This is a genomic window from Haematobacter sp., from assembly GCF_032102465.1.
Taxonomy (GTDB): Bacteria; Pseudomonadota; Alphaproteobacteria; order Rhodobacterales; family Rhodobacteraceae; genus Haematobacter.
On record NZ_DAMDHB010000025.1, the window covers coordinates 1 to 18,404 of the forward strand.

General features: G+C 65.0%; 15 protein-coding genes. 9 read left to right on the top strand and 6 right to left on the bottom strand.

The annotated features are described in order from the left end of the window. Window positions 1-838 precede the first annotated feature (838 nt). A complete protein-coding gene (locus RT513_RS14415; protein WP_290688699.1) occupies window positions 839-1,270 on the bottom strand; it encodes a metallopeptidase family protein in 432 nt (143 codons plus the stop codon). Window positions 1,271-1,342: 72 nt separating this feature from the next. Between RT513_RS14415 and gltX the strand changes: the two genes are divergently transcribed. From gltX to RT513_RS14430, 3 genes are all read left to right on the top strand, one after another. Continuing rightward, window positions 1,343-2,665 (top strand): glutamate--tRNA ligase, encoded by a 1,323-nt coding sequence (gltX, locus tag RT513_RS14420; protein ID WP_290688701.1) that lies wholly within the window; start codon window positions 1,343-1,345, stop codon window positions 2,663-2,665. 222 nt (window positions 2,666-2,887) lie between these two features. Then, window positions 2,888-4,459, top strand: a complete 1,572-nt coding sequence (locus RT513_RS14425) for a Re/Si-specific NAD(P)(+) transhydrogenase subunit alpha (protein WP_290688703.1) — start codon at window positions 2,888-2,890, stop codon at window positions 4,457-4,459. 13 nt (window positions 4,460-4,472) lie between these two features. Beyond that, window positions 4,473-5,912 (top strand): NAD(P)(+) transhydrogenase (Re/Si-specific) subunit beta, encoded by a 1,440-nt coding sequence (locus RT513_RS14430; RefSeq protein ID WP_290688705.1) that lies wholly within the window; start codon window positions 4,473-4,475, stop codon window positions 5,910-5,912. Between the two features lie 303 nt (window positions 5,913-6,215). On the opposite strand, the gene RT513_RS14435 is transcribed toward RT513_RS14430, so the two are convergent. The 3 genes from RT513_RS14435 to RT513_RS14445 form a co-directional block, all read right to left on the bottom strand. Continuing rightward, on the bottom strand, window positions 6,216-7,130 hold the full coding sequence (locus RT513_RS14435) for an ABC transporter permease (RefSeq protein WP_290688707.1): 915 nt from the start codon (window positions 7,128-7,130) through the stop codon (window positions 6,216-6,218). Further along, complete coding sequence (locus tag RT513_RS14440; protein ID WP_088216450.1) at window positions 7,123-8,130, bottom strand: ABC transporter permease; 1,008 nt, start codon at window positions 8,128-8,130, stop codon at window positions 7,123-7,125. Before RT513_RS14440 ends, RT513_RS14435 begins: the two co-directional genes overlap by 8 nt. Before the next feature lie 80 nt (window positions 8,131-8,210). Continuing rightward, window positions 8,211-9,914: a peptide ABC transporter substrate-binding protein gene (locus RT513_RS14445; protein WP_290688710.1), complete on the bottom strand. Its 1,704-nt coding sequence runs from the start codon at window positions 9,912-9,914 to the stop codon at window positions 8,211-8,213. A gap of 374 nt (window positions 9,915-10,288) precedes the next feature. Here RT513_RS14445 and RT513_RS14450 point away from each other — a divergent pair, with 374 nt between their 5' ends. From RT513_RS14450 to RT513_RS14465, 4 genes are read left to right on the top strand one after another with little or no spacing between them, the layout of a single operon-like run. Then, window positions 10,289-12,121 (top strand): ABC transporter ATP-binding protein, encoded by a 1,833-nt coding sequence (locus RT513_RS14450; RefSeq protein ID WP_290688712.1) that lies wholly within the window; start codon window positions 10,289-10,291, stop codon window positions 12,119-12,121. Window positions 12,122-12,159: 38 nt separating this feature from the next. Continuing rightward, complete coding sequence (gene argE / locus RT513_RS14455; RefSeq protein WP_290688714.1) at window positions 12,160-13,320, top strand: acetylornithine deacetylase; 1,161 nt, start codon at window positions 12,160-12,162, stop codon at window positions 13,318-13,320. A gap of 8 nt (window positions 13,321-13,328) precedes the next feature. Then, complete coding sequence (locus RT513_RS14460) at window positions 13,329-14,687, top strand: NAD(P)/FAD-dependent oxidoreductase (RefSeq protein WP_290688716.1); 1,359 nt, start codon at window positions 13,329-13,331, stop codon at window positions 14,685-14,687. Between the two features lie 13 nt (window positions 14,688-14,700). Next, entirely contained in the window at window positions 14,701-15,864 is a 1,164-nt protein-coding gene (locus RT513_RS14465) for a M20 aminoacylase family protein (protein WP_290688718.1), read from the top strand. Window positions 15,865-15,870: 6 nt separating this feature from the next. Here RT513_RS14465 and RT513_RS14470 read toward each other — a convergent pair whose 3' ends face one another. Continuing rightward, window positions 15,871-16,674, bottom strand: coding sequence for a Crp/Fnr family transcriptional regulator (locus RT513_RS14470; RefSeq protein ID WP_313534123.1), 804 nt, complete (start codon window positions 16,672-16,674; stop codon window positions 15,871-15,873). 44 nt (window positions 16,675-16,718) lie between these two features. On the opposite strand from RT513_RS14470, the gene RT513_RS14475 reads away from it, so the two are divergent. Beyond that, window positions 16,719-17,090, top strand: a complete 372-nt coding sequence (locus tag RT513_RS14475) for a hypothetical protein (protein WP_290688720.1) — start codon at window positions 16,719-16,721, stop codon at window positions 17,088-17,090. A gap of 6 nt (window positions 17,091-17,096) precedes the next feature. Here RT513_RS14475 and moaA read toward each other — a convergent pair whose 3' ends face one another. Beyond that, on the bottom strand, window positions 17,097-18,101 hold the full coding sequence (gene moaA / locus RT513_RS14480) for a GTP 3',8-cyclase MoaA (RefSeq protein ID WP_290688769.1): 1,005 nt from the start codon (window positions 18,099-18,101) through the stop codon (window positions 17,097-17,099). Between the two features lie 126 nt (window positions 18,102-18,227). Here moaA and RT513_RS14485 point away from each other — a divergent pair, with 126 nt between their 5' ends. Next, window positions 18,228-18,398 carry a hypothetical protein gene (locus tag RT513_RS14485; RefSeq protein ID WP_179209241.1) on the top strand — a complete coding sequence of 57 codons (171 nt, stop codon included), beginning with the start codon at window positions 18,228-18,230 and terminating at the stop codon, window positions 18,396-18,398. The last annotated feature ends 6 nt before the right edge of the window (window positions 18,399-18,404 follow it).

Consider the following 18,404-nt stretch of genomic DNA (forward strand, 5'->3'; position numbering starts at 1 on the left):
GCTGCCCGCTGCCCGCTGCCCGCTGCCCGCTGCCCGCTGCCCGCTGCCCGCTGCCGCCCCTGCGGTATCAGGCTCCGGCTGCGAGTTGAGGACCGGGCCAAGGCTGTTTCCTCATCTACCGCGGTGATGTGGATGCCACTTTCAGGACATCAGTACGCAAGTAAGGTCAGCGGTTACAAACGGGAAGAAACTCCTCTGCACGTCGCTGGAGCGGAGTTTCGGCACGCTCCCGGCCGATCCGGCGCGGGGAGGCACCGGTCTTTGCGTGCGTGCGGCTGTTATGCGTTTTGTGAAAACAGCCTCTGATCGCGAACCGGAGGGTGCGTGGCTCCATCGGGGAAGATGGGGTCCGGCTCGGTGGGCAGCCCTCCGGCCGCTACGGTCCGGCAGGTCCGAAAGGTCGCTCTGAACCGCCCCCCCGGTTTACCGGAGAGCAGCAAGGGATAGCCCATGACAAGGCAGAGATCACTCCCGGCTGTCCCGCCGAGCTTTGCGAATACGGTGTTTGGCTTCCCCAAGAGACCCGACACACCTCGTCCTCCGCTGCCCTCCGCTGACGATACGGCCCGCAAACAATATGGCCCGCCGCGCCGGCGAGGAAGCGGAATGGTCGAGCCCGCGCAGCACGGCCGTTTCCCTGGCTGACAGCCGAGGTGCCCATCATGCCCAGTCGGCCTGCGCAGCACCGCCGTTTCGCTGGGCGAGGCGGTGTTGGGCCTCCCGACCGCCAGCCCGGTCAGCAGGTCCGGTCAGGCAGGCCCGCTTAGGCAGACCCGGACCAGTCCGGCTCTCCTGCGGGATGTCTCCGCAGGAGCAGCACCCGACCATGGCAGAGACGTTATTCCCACCAGCGGTCGATGGCGGCGATATCTTCGTCCGACCAGCCGAAATGGTGGGCCAGTTCATGGACCACCACATGACCGACCAGATCTCCGAGTGCGACATCCCCCCGCGCCACCCATTCGTCCAGGATGGGCCTGCGGAACAGCCAGATCGTATCGGGCCGCATCGGCTGATCCATCACGGATTTCTCCGGCAGCGGGATGCCTTCGTAGAGGCCGGTCAGCTCGAACGGATCCTCCATCTCCATCTCCGCCAGCAGATCCTCCGGCGCGAAATCCTCGACGCGGAGCGCGACCTTCAGCGCCTCCGCCCGGAACTGGCCCGGCAGCGCGGCGATGGCTTCCCGCGCCAGCGCCTCCATATCCTCAAGCGACGGGGGGGTGGTGCCCGCCCAGAGCAGATTCTCGTCGAGTTCTTCTTCGGTCATGGCATGTCTCCTGTCGCTGTTATGGACAAAAGCGACCGTCTGTGAAAGAGCAGCCTCAACAGGAGTCCGACCATGACCACGACCCGCTTCGCGCCCTCGCCGACCGGCTATCTCCATGTCGGCAACCTTCGCACCGCGCTCTTCAACTACCTGATCGCGCGGAAGGCGGGGGGAACCTTCATCCTGCGTCTCGACGATACCGACCGGGAGCGGTCCAAGCAGGAATATGCCGACGGGATCATGGAGGATCTCGAATGGCTGGGGCTGACGTGGGACCGGCTGGAGCGGCAGTCCGACCGGCTGGACCGGTATGAGACCTGCGCTGCGGAGCTTCGGCAGGAGGGGCGGCTCTACGAGGTGTTCGAAACCCCGGTGGAGCTGGACCTCAAGCGCAAGAAGCAGCTCAACATGGGCAAGCCTCCGGTCTATGACCGCGCGGCGCTGAAGCTGACGGAAGCGGAGAAGGACGCCAAGCGGCTGGAGCAGCCCGGATACTGGCGCTTCCTGCTGGATCAGGAGCGGACGGAGTGGCAAGACGGCATCCTCGGCCAGATCTCCATCGACGCGGCCTCCGTGTCCGATCCGGTGCTGATCCGGGCGGATGGGCAGGTGCTCTATACCTTCGCCTCGGTGGTCGATGACGTCGATATGGGCGTGACCTATATCGTGCGCGGCTCCGACCACGTGACGAATACCGCGACGCAGATCCAGATCATCGAGGCGCTGGGCGCAACGCCGCCCGACTTCGCGCACCACAGCCTGCTGACGGGTGCGCAGGGCGAGGGGCTGTCCAAGCGGCTCGGCACGCTCTCCCTCCGTGATCTGCGGGCGCAGGGGGTGGAGCCGATGGCGCTGCTGTCGCTGATGGCGCGGCTTGGCTCCTCTCAGCCGGTGGAACTGTTCCATTCCCTCGACGAGATCGCGGAGAACTTCTCGCTCGACCAGTTCGGCGCGGCCCCGACCAAGTTCGACCCGGACGATCTGTTCCCGCTCACGCAGAAATATGTGCAGTCCCTGCCGCTTTCCGCGGTGAAGGAGCGGCTCACGGCGCTTGGCGTGCCGGAGGAGATGGCGGCGCCGTTCTGGAACGCGGTTAAGGACAACATCACCGTGCTTGCCGATCTCGACGGCTGGTGGAAACTGGTATCGGAGGGTGCGGAGCCCGTGGTAGCGCCGGAGGACGAGGAGTTCGTGGCAACCGCGCTCTCGCTTCTGCCGCCCGCCCCGCATGACGAAACCACCTGGGGCACCTGGACCGGCGCGGTGAAGGCGGCGACGGGGCGCAAGGGGCGCGGCCTGTTCATGCCGCTCCGCAAGGCGCTGACGGGTATGGATCACGGGCCGGAAATGGCCACACTCCTGCCGGTTCTGCGGAAAATTCCGACAAACCTGTGACGATTCGTGCGGCATGGCGCGCCCCCGTCCGGGGTTAGCGCTAACGATCTTGAGACTACCGTTCCACCTGATGACAGGCTCGTGGAACGGCGTTGCGCAAATGCGATTTTCTCGGCCATTTTTGCCTCTGCCAGGCGGCGAGGCGCATAGTTTGTTGCGAAGCCACATTTCATTGGCCATACCGGCTCGCAACGAAGAACGATCCAAGAGAGGGACACGAGTGTGAGAATAGGGGCGCCGAAGGAGAGCTTCGAGGGAGAAGCGCGCGTGGCGATGACGCCCGACAGCGCGCTTCAGCTTCAAAAGCTTGGATACGACTGCCTGATCCAGAGCGGAGCGGGGCTGAAGGCGGGCTTCACGGATGAAGCCTACAGGACAGCGAACGTGCGCGTGGTGCCGACGGAGGAGGAGCTGTTCCAGCTTTCCGACATCGTCGCCAAGGTGCGCCCGCCGACGGAGGCGGAAGCGGATCTCACACATTCCGGCCAGCTTCTGATTTCCTTCCTCTATCCGGCCCAGAACAAGGACCTGATGGAGCGTCTGAAGGACCGGGGCACCAGCGTCATCGCGATGGACATGGTGCCGCGGATTTCCCGCGCGCAGAAGATGGACGCGCTCTCCTCCATGGCCAACATCGCCGGTTACCGGGCGGTGATCGAGGCGGCGAACAACTTCGGCCGCTTCTTTACCGGGCAGGTGACGGCGGCGGGCAAGGTACCCCCCGCAAAGGTGCTGATCGTGGGCGCGGGCGTGGCAGGTCTTGCCGCCATCGGCGCGGCCACCTCTCTTGGCGCCATTGTCTATGCCTTCGACGTGCGGCCGGAAGTGGCCGAGCAGATCGAATCCATGGGCGCCAACTTCGTGTTCCTCGACTTCGAGGAAAGCCAGGACGGTGCTGCCACGGGGGGCTACGCCGCGCCCTCCAGCCCCGAGTTCCGGGAAAAGCAGCTTGCCAAGTTCCGTGAGCTGGCGCCGGAGATGGACATCGTCATCACCACTGCGCTGATCCCGGGCCGGGACGCGCCGGTGCTCTGGACGAAGGACATGGTCGAGGCGATGAAGCCCGGCTCCGTCATCATCGATCTCGCTGCCGAACGGGGCGGGAACTGTGAGCTGACGGTGCCGGATCAGAAGATCGTCACCGACAATGACGTGACCATCGTTGGCTACACCGACTTCCCCAGCCGGATGGCCACGCAGTCCTCCGCGCTCTATTCGACCAACATCCGCCACATGATGACCGACCTGACCCCCGCCAAGGACGGGCAGGTCGTTCAGAACATGGAGGATGACGTGATCCGCGGCGCGACCGTGGTGAAGGACAATGCGATCACCTTCCCGCCGCCGCCGCCCAAGGTGCAGGCCATCGCCGCGGCGAAGCCGAAGCCCAAGGAAAAGGAACTGACGCCGGAAGAGAAGCGCGCGGCCGAAACCGCCGCCTTCCGCAAGGCGACACTCAACCAGGTGGGTCTGCTCGTGGTCGGCACGCTCATCCTGCTGGTGCTCGGCAGCTTTGCGCCGGTGAGCTTCATGCAGCATATGGTGGTGTTCGCGCTGGCCTGCTTCGTCGGCTTCCAGGTGATCTGGAACGTCAGCCATTCGCTGCACACGCCGCTGATGGCCGTGACGAACGCGATCTCCTCCATCGTCATCGTGGGGGCGATCCTGCAGATCGGTTCCGGCTCCTGGCTCGTCACGATCCTTGCGGCGCTTGCCGTGCTTATGACTTCCGTCAACATCGTCGGCGGCTTCCTGGTCACGCGCCGGATGCTTGCCATGTTCCAGAAGAGCTGAGGAGGCGGAAATCATGTCCCTTGGAATGGTTGCTGCCGTCTATGTCGCGGCGGCGGTCCTGTTCATCCTGTCGCTGGGCGGCCTGTCCGGTCAGGAAAGCGCGAAACGCGCGGTGTGGTATGGCATCGCCGGCATGGCGCTGGCCTTCATCGCGACGCTTCTGGCGCCCGGTGTGCATGGCGACTGGCTCGTCCTGCTGATGGTCGTCATCGGCGGTGCGGCGGGCGTGGTGCTCGCCTCCCGCGTCGGGATGACGGAGATGCCGCAGCTCGTCGCGGCGATGCACAGCCTCGTCGGCCTCGCCGCCGTGATCATCGCGCTCAACGCGGAAATTGAGGCGGGCCGGGTCGCGCGCCTGCTCGCCTCCGGCGCCTCGCCGGAGACCTTCTCCGGGTTTGCGGCGGTTCTGGCGCACAAGTCCGGCGTCGAACTCGCCATCATGAAGGTGGAGGTGTTCCTCGGCATCTTCATCGGCGCGGTGACGTTCACCGGCTCCGTCGTCGCCTTCGGCAAACTGGCCGGCAAGGTGGATGGCAAACCGAAGAAACTGCCGGGCGGCCATCTGCTCAACCTCGCCGCGCTGCTGGTCTGCATCATCCTCGGGGTGATGTATTTCAACGGTGCGGGCATCTGGACGATGATCGTCACGGCGATCCTCGCGGGCTTCATCGGCTGGCACCTGATCATGGGGATCGGTGGCGCGGACATGCCCGTCGTGGTCTCCATGCTGAACAGCTACTCCGGCTGGGCGGCGGCGGCGATCGGCTTCACGCTGGGCAACGACCTGCTGATCGTGGTGGGCGCGCTCGTCGGGTCTTCCGGTGCGATCCTGTCCTACATCATGTGCAAGGCGATGAACCGCTCCTTCGTGAGCGTGATCCTCGGCGGCTTCGGTGGCACCACGGGCCCCGCGATGGAGATCACCGGCGAGCAGATCGCCATCGACGCGGAGGGTGTTGCCGCCGCGCTGAACGATGCCGATTCCGTCGTCATTGTGCCGGGCTACGGCATGGCGGTCGCGCAGGCGCAGCAGTCGGTGTCGGAACTGGTCCGCAAGCTTCGCGCGGCGGGCAAGGAAGTGCGCTTCGGCATCCACCCGGTCGCGGGCCGTCTGCCGGGGCACATGAACGTGCTGCTGGCGGAGGCGAAGGTGCCCTACGACATCGTGCTGGAGATGGACGAGATCAACGACGACTTCCCGAACACGGATGTGGTCATCGTCATTGGCTCCAACGACGTGGTGAACCCCGCTGCGCAGGAAGATCCGAACTCCCCCATCGCGGGGATGCCGGTGCTGGAGGTGTGGAAAGCCAAGCAGGTGTTCGTGTCGAAACGTGGCGCGGGAACCGGCTATTCGGGGATCGAGAACCCGCTGTTCTACAAGGACAACACGCGGATGTTCTACGGCGATGCCAAGAAGTCGCTGGACCAGCTCCTGCCGCTGATCAACTGAGACTGGCTGAAACGGCCATAATCTGCTAAAATATTAGGCGCCCGGTGATTGCCGGGCGTCTTTTCATTTGAGGTATTTCATCATGCTGGCTTTTCCGAAGACCGCGGTGGCGGGCTATTTCTTCCTTTGTTCCGATGCCCCGCGCGAATACATCCATTGCGACAGCGCCACCACGGCTGGCCGACAGAGGGGAGGCGCCCCCCCGCGGCGGAGCCTTTTCTGGCGCGTCCTGTTCTGAGCGAAACGATCTGCGCGAAACGAAAAGGCGCCCCCCGGGGGCGCCTTGCCTGCCTGCCGGAAGTCTCACCGCCCGCGGATGCGGGGGTCGAGCGCGTCGCGCAGGCCGTCGCCGATATAGTTCACCGACAGCACCGTGAGTGAGATGGCCAACCCCGGCCAGATCACCCGCTCGGGGTATTGCTGGAGGTAGTCCACCGCGTCGTAGAGCAGCCGTCCCCACGTCGGGAAGTCAGGCGGAAAACCCAGCCCGAGAAAGGAAAGCGAGCTTTCCGTGATGATCGCCGTGGCGATCCCCAGGGTAGCGGAAACCATGATAGGCGAGAGGATGTTGGGCAGGATGTGGCGCAGGATCATCTTGTTCGGCCGTGTCCCGATGGAGCGCGCGGCGAGCACGAATTCCCGTTCCTTGATGGCCAGAACGTCACCCCGCACGATGCGCGCGGTGTGCATCCAGCTCGTGACCCCGATGGCGGTCACGATCAGCAGGAAGGTGCCCATCTCCGGCCCGAGCCAGCCCGAAAGCGGCTCCCGGAACAGCAGCACCATGACCAGCAGCAGCGGCAGCAGCGGCAGGGCGAGGAACAGGTCCGTCAGCCGCATGAGCGGGCCGTCCAGCCGCCGGAAGTAGCCCGCCACCACGCCCACAAGCGTGCCGAGGAGCATCGACAGCACCATTGCCGTCAGCCCCACCGCGACGGAAACCCGCCCCCCCGCCATCATCCGCGCCAGCATGTCGCGGCCCAGCTGGTCGGTGCCCAGCGGATGCAGCAGGCTCGGGCCCTGATTGCGGGCGCGGATGTCGATGGTCGTCGGATCCGCGTGCCACAGATAGGGGCCGAGGACGACGCCGAACACGATCAGCAGGAACACCGCTGCGCCAATCAGCGCACCCTTGTGGCTGCGGAACTGCCGCCAGATGTCCACCCACTGGCTGCGGGGCGGCTTGGCCGCGGTCTTGGCCAGCGTTGCATCAGTCATAGCGGATCCTCGGGTCCAGAATGCCGTAGAGAATGTCGGCGATCAGGTTGAAAAGCACGATCAGCACCGCGAAGATGAAGGTCAGGGTCTGCACCATCGGGATGTCATTGGCATAGATCGCGGTGATGAGGAGTTGCCCCAACCCGTTCACCTTGAACACCTGCTCCGTGATGATCGCTCCACCGAAGATCGTCGGAACACCAAGCGCGATCACCGTGATGACCGGGATCAGCGAGTTGCGCAGCACATGGCTGAGGACCACGGTCTTTTCCGACAGCCCCTTGGCCCGCGCCGTCCGCACGTAGTCCTGGTTGAGATTGTCGAGCATGGAGGCACGCATGAACCGGCTGATCTGGCTGGCGTTGTAGAGCGCGAGCACGAAGACCGGCATCGCCATCTGCCGCGCCTGCTGGAGGAACGTGTCCCAGGAATTCACCACCAGCGTCGTATCGTAGATGGAGGGGAACCAACCAAGATAGACGGAGAAGATCACGATCATCAGCACCCCGGTAAAGAAGGTGGGCACCGAATAACCGATCATGGAGACGAAAGTGCCGATCTGGTCGAACCAGGAATACTGCCGGTAGGCGGAAATGATCCCGATGGGCAGTGCGAGCAGCACGCCGACCACATAGGACAGGCCCACGACCCAGAGCGTCTGCGGCAGGCGCTGCGCGATGACATCGGCCACCGGGCTGCGGCTCTGCCAAGACAGGATGCGTTGCTGACCGGCGGCGAATTCGTGACCGGTGAGATTGCCGAGGATATGCAGCGGTTCCACCCAGAAGAACTGGTAGAGCCACAGCCCGTAGCGGACATAGATGGGTTGGTTGAGGCCAAGCGCCTCGCGCATCTTGTCGCGCACTTCGGGAGGAATGGTCAGCGGCATCTGCGCCATCGGATCGCCGGGAGCGAGGTCGAGAAGCAGGAAGATGACCAGCGAGATGAACAGCAGTGTCGGGATCGCCAGCAGGAGCCGGCGGAGCGTATAGGTGAACATGGCGCCTCGTGGAGCGTGCGGCGGAATGGCCGGGGGAGGGGACGCCCCACCCGGAAAGGCGGGGCGCCCGACGGATCAGATCACTTGATCCGGTACCAGTCCGCCGCGTTCCACAGCTCGCTGTCCCAGGTGTTCAGGACGACGCCGCCCAAGGTCTTGGATTTGCCCGACACCCGGCCGCGATCGACCAGCGGCAGCAGGACGGATTGCTGCATGTAGAGGTCGTGCGCTTCCTTGGCGATCTTCGTGCGCTCCTCGAACACGCCGGTCTCGCCCAGCTTGTCGATCAGCGCGTCATAGGCCGGATCGCAGAACCGGTTGATGTTCTCGCCCTGCCAGCCGGTTTCCGGGCGCGGCTCGTTGTTGCACTTGTACATGGCAAGATAGGCTTCCGGGTCCGTCCCGTCGAAGTTGTTCGCGTACATCTCCACGTCCGCGTAGAACTTCTGGAACGTGTCCGGGCTGCCGGGATCGCCGCCGAAGAACACGGAGGGATCGACGGTGCGCAGCTCGGTCTGCACCCCGATATCCTGCCACCACTGCTTGATGAGCGCCTGGAAGTCCTGACGGATCGCGTTGACCGGCGCCTGGAAGATGATGGCGAGCTTCTGGCCATCCTTCACGCGGATGCCGTCCGGCCCGGGAACCCAGCCTGCCTCGTCGAGAAGCGCCTTGGCGCCGGCCACGTCCTGCGTCAGGCAGGCGTCGTTGGCGGTGGAGGCGAAGGCTTCCGGCGCGGGGACGAGGTTGCAGGTCGCCCGGCCCGCCTGCCCATAGCCGATCTCCGTCAGCAGCGGGCGGTCGATCGCCATGGAGAGCGCCTTGCGCACCCGGATGTCGGAGAAGAAGGGATGCGGCTCCTTGCGGGTCGAACGCGTCTCTGCCGGAAGGGCGGGGCTCGGGTTGGTGAGGTACAGCTCAAGCCGTTCCACCAGCGTGCCGAAGCCGGTGACAAGCTCTCCCTTGCCGGCGGCCACCATCTTCTCCAGCACCTCGGGCGGGAGCTGCAGGTTCCAGGCATAGTCGAACTCGCCGGTCTCCAGCACGGAGCGCGCCGCCGCCGCCGCATCGCCGCCGCCCTTGAACGTCACGGTGGCAAAGGCGGGCTTCGCCGGGTCGCGGTAGTTCGGGTTCGCTTTCAGCGAGATCACGTCGTTGGGGCGGAATTCGGTCGCCACGTAGGGCCCGGTGCCGATGGGGCCGAAGTTTGCGCTGGTGCAGGTGGGCGCCTTGGTGCCGAGGCATTCGGCGAACTGCGCCTTCTGGATGATCGGGGACTGGCCGCCGACGAAGGGCAGGTAGGGGTTCGGCTTCGGTCCTTCGAAGGTCACCTTGACCGTCAGCTCGTCCACGGCCTCGACCGTCTTGACGCCCTCGAACTTGGAAAGCTGCGCGCAACCGCCCTCGGGATGCATGCAGTATTCCGCGGTGAACACGATGTCTGCCGAGGTCAGCGGCGAGCCGTCGGACCATTTCAGCCCCGGCTTCAGCTTCCAGGTGATGGAGGTCATGTCCTGCGACACGCCGCCATTCTCCAGCGTCGGGATCTCGTCCACCAGATAGGGGACGCGCTCACCCTTTTCGTTGTAGCGCGCGAGCGGCTCGATGATGAGGGAGGAGCTTTCGATGTCCTTCGTGCCCCCCGACAGATAGGGGTTCAGGATGGAGGGGGCCTGATAATAGATGATGTTCAGATGGCCGTCCGCGCCGCGTTCCGCCATGGCGGCGGCAGGCAGAAGCGCGATCAGCGCCGCCGCTCCCCTCAGGGCCGTGGTTCGTCTCATGGAAGTCTCCTTGCTGGAATTGAAACTGCGCGGTCTGCCGGGGTTCCTTCCCCGATCGACGGACTGAGAGGGCTGTGGGCGGACGACATTTCTGGCTGCTTGTCCTTGACCGCTCGGCGCTTTCCGATGACCGTTTCGCCTCCACACTCTGTCACGGGAAGATGCGATTGCAAGCGCGGCGTGTGGCGAAGTCAAATCATCTCTGTGTCGCGATCAGGCCATTCATCGGCGCAAACAGTGGTTTTTGCCCAAGCGATGAGCGATAAGCTCAAAATATAGACCATCGACCGGAGCATGTATGCGGTGCAGGAGGCGGCGTTTGACTTTTTCGCGGGCTGCTCCCTAGCGTGACCCATCCTCTGAAGGAGACGCATATGCTCGACGATCCCGCCGCCGCGAAGCCGCTTGTCTCGGTGGAAAAGCTCCGGGTGGAGTTCGATACCAATGATGGGGTCGTGGTCGGAGTGGAGGATGTCAGCTTTGCCATCCGCCCCGGAGAGACGGTCTGCGTCGTCGGCGAATCGGGTTCCGGGAAGTCTGTCACCTCGCTATCGCTCATGCGGCTCGTGCAATACGGCGGCGGCACGATCGCGGGCGGCAAGCTCATGTTCACCCGCGAGTCGGGGGAGACGGTCGATCTGTCGCAGGCGGATCCCTCGCTCATGCGCACGATCCGCGGCAACGAGATCGGTATGATCTTTCAGGAGCCGATGACCTCGCTCAACCCGGTGTTCACGGTGGAGCGGCAGTTGGTGGAGGGGCTTTGCGTTCACAAGGGCCTGTCGAAGGAGGCAGCGCGGGAGCGGGCGCTCGACCTCATGCGGCAGGTGCGCATCCCGGAGCCGGAGCGGCGGCTGAAGCAGTATCCGCATGAGCTGTCGGGGGGCATGCGGCAGCGCGTGGTGATCGCGATGGCCATGGCCTGCGAGCCGCGCCTGCTGATCGCCGACGAACCGACGACCGCGCTCGACGTGACGATCCAGGCGGAGATCCTCGCCCTCATCGACCGGCTGAAGCGGGAGCATGGCACGGCTGTGCTGTTCATCACGCATGACATGGCGGTGGTGGCGCAGATGGCCGACCGGGTGGTGGTGATGTTCCGCGGCAACATGGTGGAGGAGGGGACGGTCGAGGAGATCTTCTCCAACCCGCAGAAGGACTACACCAAGGCGCTGCTCGCAGCCGTCCCGAAGCTCGGGGAGATGCGTGGCAAGTCCGCGCCCGAACCCATGCGCATCATGGGTGCCGAACCCGCCAAGGTTGCAGACGCGCTCATCCCCGCACGGGAGCCGAAGGTGCTGCTGGACGTCCAGCATCTGACGACGCGCTTCCCGGTGAAGGGCGGGCTGATGCGCCGGACGGTCGCCAATGTCCACGCGGTGGAGGATGTGAGCTTTCGCCTCAACGTGGGCGAAACCCTGTCGCTGGTCGGCGAATCCGGCTGCGGCAAGTCCACCACGGGCCGGTCGATCCTGCGGCTGGTGGAGCCGGACGAGGGGCGCATCTGGATGGACGGCAAGGACGTGCGCCTGCTTTCCGAATCCCAGCTGCGGGATATGCGGCGCGAGATGCAGATGATCTTTCAGGATCCCTTCGCCTCGTTGAACCCGCAGCGCCGCCTTTCGGATCAGGTGGCGGAGCCGATCGTCAACTACGGGCTGATGAGCGGCGCAGAGCTGGAGGAGCGGGTGGCGGGCCTGTTCGACCGGGTGGAACTGCCGCGCTCCTTCCTGCGGCGCTATCCGCACGAACTGTCGGGCGGCCAGCGGCAGCGGGTGGCGATCGCGCGGGCGCTGGCCCTGAACCCACAGCTGATCGTCGCCGATGAGGCGGTGTCGGCCCTCGATGTGAGCGTGCAGGCGCAGGTGCTGAACCTGATGATGGAACTGCAGGCGGAGCTGGGACTGTCCTTCCTGTTCATCAGCCATGATATGGCGGTGGTGGAGCGGGTCTCCCACCATGTCGGTGTGATGTATCTGGGGCGGATCGTGGAGATCGGGCCGCGGCAGGCGATCTTTGAGGATCCGCGCCATGCCTACACCCGCTCCCTGCTCTCCGCCGTTCCGGTGGCCGATCCGTCGCGCAAGAAGATCCGCGAGGATCTGAGCTTCAAGCCCATCCCCTCGCCGATCTTCCCGGTCGGCCACGAGCCCGCTCCCTCGCTCTACGATGAGGTCGGTCCGGGCCACTTCGTCCTGCAATCCTGAATGAGCGCCCGGCGGGGACGGCCGGGCCGGAGAAGACCATGACCACCCTTACCCCGCGGCAGATCCTGGAGAAGCTGGTTTCCTTCCAGTCCGTCAGCCGCGATTCCAACCTTCCCCTCATCGACTGGGTGGAGGATTACCTGGCCGGGCATGGCGTGAGCGCGCATCGCGTCTATAACGCCGAGGGCACCAAGGCCAACCTCTACGCCCATATCGGCCCGGATGTCGAAGGCGGCGTGGTGCTGTCGGGCCATACCGACGTGGTTCCGGTGGATGGGCAGAGCTGGACAAGCGACCCCTGGGTGCTGACGGAGCGGGGCGGGCGGCTTTACGGGCGCGGGGCCTGCGACATGAAGGGGTTCGATGCGCTGGCGCTGGCGGCGGTGCCGCTGGCGCTTTCGGCGGGCGTAAGGCGCCCGCTGCAGATCGCGCTGTCCTATGACGAGGAAGTGGGCTGCGTCGGTGCCCCCTCCATGGTGGCGGAGATGGCGGAACGGCTGCCGCGGGCCTCTGCCGTTATCGTGGGGGAGCCGTCGATGATGAAGCCGATCTCCGGCCACAAGGGCGGGTCCGGGCTCGCCATCCATGTGCGCGGCGTGCCGGTGCATTCCTCCATGCTCCACAAGGGCGTCAGCGCGATTCATGAGGCGGCGCGGCTCATCATGTGGGCCAACGAGGTGAATGCGGAAAACCGGGCGAAACCGCGAACCGACCTTGCGAACATGTTCGACCCCCCGTGGACGACGATCCATGTCGGGACCATCCGGGGCGGCACGGCTGGGAACATCACGGCGGAGGACTGCTGGCTCGACATGGCCTTCCGCGTCATCCCGGGGGAGGAGAATGCGGACTATCGCCGGCGTCTGGCCGAACGCGTGGCGGAGGTGGAGGCGGGGATGAAGGCCATCAACCCGGCCGCTGGCATCACCGTGACCGAGCGTTTCTTCGTGCCGCTCCTGAAACCCGAAGCCGGTGGCCGGGCGGAGGAGATCACCCGCGCCCTGACCGGAGAGAACGCGGCAGGGGTCGTCAGCTATGGCACGGAGGCCGGACATTTCCAGCACAAGGGCTATTCCACCATCGTCTGCGGCCCCGGCGACATCGCGCAGGCGCATCAGCCCGACGAGTATATCACGGTCGCGCAGCTTGACGCGGGCTGGGCGTTCATGCAGCGCCTTGTCGGACAACTGGCGGCCTGAGGGACAGCATGGCATTCACAGTTCGGGCGGGTATCACCGCGGCAACTCCCGTGCAGTTCACCGACCCCCTTCCCGCGCAGGCGGATGTTGTGGTGATCGGGGGTGGCGTCATCGGGGTGATGACGGCCTGGTATCTGGCGGAGCGGGGCGAGAAGGTAGTGCTTTGCGAGAAGGGCCGGATCGCGGGGGAACAATCCTCCCGCAACTGGGGCTGGGTGCGCCAGCAGGGGCGCGACCATGCCGAGCTTCCGATCATGATGGAGGCGAGCCGCATCTGGGGCGGGCTGGCGGAGGCGGCGGGCGAAGACCTCGGCTTCCGGCGGGAGGGAGTGTTCTACATCGCCGGGGACGCGCAGAAACTGGCCTATTACGAAGACTGGCGCGAACGGAATGCCGTGCCGCATCAGCTCGACACGCGGCTGCTGACCCCTGCGGAAGTCTCTGCCATGGTGCCGATGGCCGGACAGGCGGCGGTCGGCGGGCTCTGGACGGCATCCGACGGGCGCGCGGAGCCGTGGGTCGCGGTGCCCGCGCTGACGCGTGCCGTGCAGCGCAGGGGCGTCGCCGTGGTGGAGAACTGCGCTGTCCGCGCGCTCGACATCGCGGCGGGCCGGATCTCAGGGGTGGTGACGGAGCAGGGGCGCGTCGCCTGCGACCGGGTGGTGCTCGCCGGGGGGGCGTGGTCTTCGCTCTTCCTGCGCAACCATGGCGTCATGATCCCGCAGCTTTCCGTCCGCTCCACCGTCGCCGCGACGGAGCCGTTGCCGGAGGTGTTCGGCGGGAATGTCTATGCCACCGACCACGCCTTCCGGCGGCGGGAGGACGGCGGCTACACGCTCGCCCCGCGCGGCTTCCATGAGGTGCTGATCGGGCCGGATGCATTCCGCCACTTCCGCAAATATCTGCCCGCGCTGTTCGACGACTTCGCCTCCAACCATTTCGTCTGGAAGGCCCCGGACGGCTATCCCGACGCATGGAACACTCCGCGCCGCTGGAGGCCCGATGAGGTCACGCCCTTCGAGCGGATGCGTGTGCTGGACCCGCAGCCGAACCAGCGGATCGTCGAGCAGTTCCGGTCGCGGTTCCAGCAAGCCTTCCCGCAGCTCGGCACCGTGCGGATCGCCCGCGCCTGGGCGGGGATGATCGACGCCATGCCGGATGCCGTGCCCGTCGTGGACCACATACCCGCCCTGCCGGGGCTGACCCTGGCGACCGGGATGAGCGGCCATGGCTTCGGCATCGGTCCCGCGATGGGCCGGATCGTCGCCGACATGGTGACGGGCCGCCCGGCAGGCCACGACATGACCCGCTTTCGCTGGTCCCGATTTTCCGATGGGTCGAAACTCGAACTCGGCCCCGGCGTCTGACAGGAGACAAGACATGCCGATCAAGAACCGTCTGGCGGAGTTGCAGGAGGAGATCGCCGCGTGGCGCCGCGATTTCCACGAAAACCCCGAGTTGATGTATGATGTCCACCGCACGGCAGGCATCGTGGCGGAAAAGCTGCGGGAGTTCGGCTGCGACGAGGTGGTGGAGGGGATCGGCCGCACCGGCGTCATCGGCATCATCCGGGGGCGGAGCGGATCGAACCGGGTGATCGGCTTGCGCGCCGATATGGATGCGCTGCCGATCTATGAGGCCACGGGGCTTCCCTATGCCTCCCGCACGCCCGGCAAGATGCACGCCTGCGGCCATGACGGGCACACGGCCATGCTGCTTGGCGCGGCGAAGTATCTGGCGGAGACGCGGAACTTCGACGGCACGGTCGCGCTGATCTTCCAGCCCGCGGAAGAAGGCGGCGCGGGCGGCAAGGCCATGGTGGATGACGGCATGATCGAGCGTTTCGGCATCACCGAAGCCTATGGCATGCACAATTCGCCGGGGCTGGAGGTGGGCAAGTTCTCCATCCGCCCCGGTCCTTTCTATGCCGCGACGGATGAGTTCGAGATCACCGTGACCGGCAAGGGCGGCCATGCCGCGAAGCCCCATGCCGCGATCGACACCACGCTGATCGCGAGCCATATCGTCATCGCGCTGCAATCCATCGCCTCGCGCAATGCCGATCCTGTCAAGTCGATCGTCGTCTCCGTCACCAGTTTCCGCACCGAGACGGAAGCCTTCAACGTCATCCCCGAGCGCGTGACCCTGCGCGGCACCGTCCGCACCTTCGAGAAAGAACTGCGCACGCTGGGTGAGGAGCGGCTGAAAGCGCTGGTGCCGCAGATCGCCGGGGCCTTCGGCGGCAGCGTCGAGATAGATTGGCGTCCCGGTTACCCCGCGACCGTCAACTGGGAGACAGAGACCGGCTATGCCGCCGAAGCGGCCCGCACCGTGGCGGGTGACGTGGATACCAACGCCGAGCCGCTGATGGGGGGCGAGGATTTCTCCTACGTGCTGGAGGTCGTGCCGGGCGCCTATATCCAGATCGGCAACGGCGACAGCGCGGATGTCCATCACCCCGCCTACAACTTCAACGATGAGGCGATCCCGGCGGGCGCGTCGTTCTGGGCGGAACTGGTGGAGCAGCGTCTCCGCGCCGCTTGAGGGCGGTCAGAAGATCGGGCGCGGCGGCGGGATGAGTTCATCCATCATCGCCGCCGCCCCCAGCCGCTGGACATCCGGCACGGTGAGCCGTCCGCCCGCCCAGTCCGCCAGCCCGTCGAGCCGCAGGCGCGCCAGCATCTTGTTGGTATGGACGAGCGACAGCCCGACCGCATCCGCGAGATCCTGCTGCCGGTAGGGAAAGGGCACGGTCTGCCCCTCCGCGAGACCAAGCGCGGTCAGCCGTCCGAAGATGCGCGCCATGGCCCAGGCCAGCCGCTCCCGCGCGTCCCGCTGGCCGATTGTTGCCAATGCGTCACCCAGAAAATACTCCTCTGCCGCGCTTATCCATGTCAGCGAATAAGCGCGCGTGGGCTGGGTCGTGAACAGTTCTCCCAATCGTGACCGGTCAAAGACACAGAGGGTCATGGGGGTGGTGGCCTCTATTCCGAACTGCATTCCGGCGCTGATCGCGTTTTGCAGACCAACGAAATCTCCGGGAAAGACAAAGTTCACCACTTGACGGCGACCGTCCTCCAAACTCTTGTATTTTAACCCCATTCCAGAAAGAACTGTATACATGTTTCGACTTTGTTCCCCTTCGCTGAAAAGGGGAGTGCCAGGCGAGACAATCATCTCACCTCGCTTGAAACGCTCCATGAAACGCAGCTCTTCGGAGGTCATGGGAAGAAAGGCGGGGCGGCGGCGAAGCGGGCAGGCAGTACACGAAACCGTCATGCCGGTCGCTCCTTTTGATATGTCGTAGTTTAATGACGATGTCGCCGGAATGTTCCAAGGATCATGCGGTAACATTTAAGATGGAGGGAGCCACAATGGAGGGGTCCGGATTTTCCGTAGTGCGGCGACCCGAGGTGGCGCGGTTCATCGTGGTAGAACCCTTGCCGATTATTGCGACTGATATTGTAGAGGCGATCCGCGGATCGGCGGGGGATTGTGATGTGCAGGTCTTTCCCCGCGCCGACATCGCCCATGACGCCCTGGCGGAAATGCCGGACGTCAGGGCGGCCTTCCTGTCGATGCGAAAGCAGGCGATCCTCGACTCCGGCCTTCACCGGTCCGTGGCGGAGCGGGGAGGGCAGATCATTGTCGTCAGCGGTTCGCTGGCGGAGGAAGACGCATTGTCGGAAGGATGGTTGTTGCTTCGGGAGCCCTTCACCGGCGACATGGTGGACAACCTGCTGGCGCGCCTTCCCGGTCAGGTGAGCTGACGCCCCCTATCCGCCGGTATGGCTCATGTGGCGGGACATTGTTCCCGCGACGGCCTGGCGGGAATAGTCGAAATCATGGCCTTTGGGCTTGCGCGCGATGGCGGCGCGAATGGCGGTCTCCAGCGCTGCATCGTCCGCGCCTTCGCGCAGAGGGGCACGCAGGTCCGCCTTGTCCTCCTGCCCCAGACACATGAAAAGCTCCCCCGTGCAGGTAAGGCGGACACGGTTGCAGCTTTCGCAGAAGTTATGTGAGAGCGGCGTGATGAACCCGATCTTCTGGCCGGTTTCCTCCAGCCGCACATAGCGGGCGGGGCCGCCCGTCCGCTCCGTAAGGTCGGTCAGGGTCCAGCTCTGCGCAAGGCGCGCACGGAGGTCGCGAAGCGACCAGAACTGGTCCAGCCGGTTTTCATTGCCGATATCGCCCATCGGCATGACCTCGATAAAGGTCAGGTCGTGACCCTCGGCGGCACACCATTGGACCAGCGTCTCAAGCTCATCCTCGTTGACGCCCTTCAGCGCCACGGTATTGATCTTGACCCGAAGACCTGCAGCTTTTGCCGCTTCCAGCCCTTCCAGAACCTGTGACAGCCGCCCCCAGCGGGTGATTTCCGCAAAGCGGCCCGCGTCCAGCGTGTCGAGCGAGACATTCACCCGCCTGACGCCGCAATCCACCAACTCCGCAGCGTGGCGGGCAAGCTGCGAGCCGTTGGTCGTCAGCGTAAGTTCCTTCAAGGCGCCGCTTTCCAGATGACGCCCCATCGCCCGGAAAAAGGTCATGATCCCCCGCCGGACAAGCGGCTCCCCCCCGGTAATGCGGAGCTTCTCGACCCCCAGGGCCACGAAGCCGGAACAGATCCTGTCCAACTCCTCCAGTGTCAGAAGCTCTGCCTTCGGAAGAAAGGTCATGTTTTCCGCCATGCAGTAAACGCAGCGGAAATCACAACGGTCTGTCACCGATACCCTGAGGTAACGTATTGCGCGCGCAAAAGGATCGATCAACGGCGTTGTCATATTGAGAAGATAGGCTTCGCGGGCTGCCGCGGCAAGCAGGCGCGTCTCCCCAATGCTGCTGATTTGCGCACGGTTGCAGGGGAAAGACATGCTAACCTCAAGATGTTTCGATAATGGAGAGCATTTGTGACGCGGCATGACTGGATTTTTGATGTCCTCGCGGATTTGCGCCGCTTTTCAGAACTGAACGGTCTGCCGCTTCTCTCCGATCAGATCGTGATCGCGGAGGAGGTGGCGCGGCGGGAGATCGACGCCGGGCCGCAGGATGCTCCGCATCCGCCTCCACAACCCGGCTGATCCGGC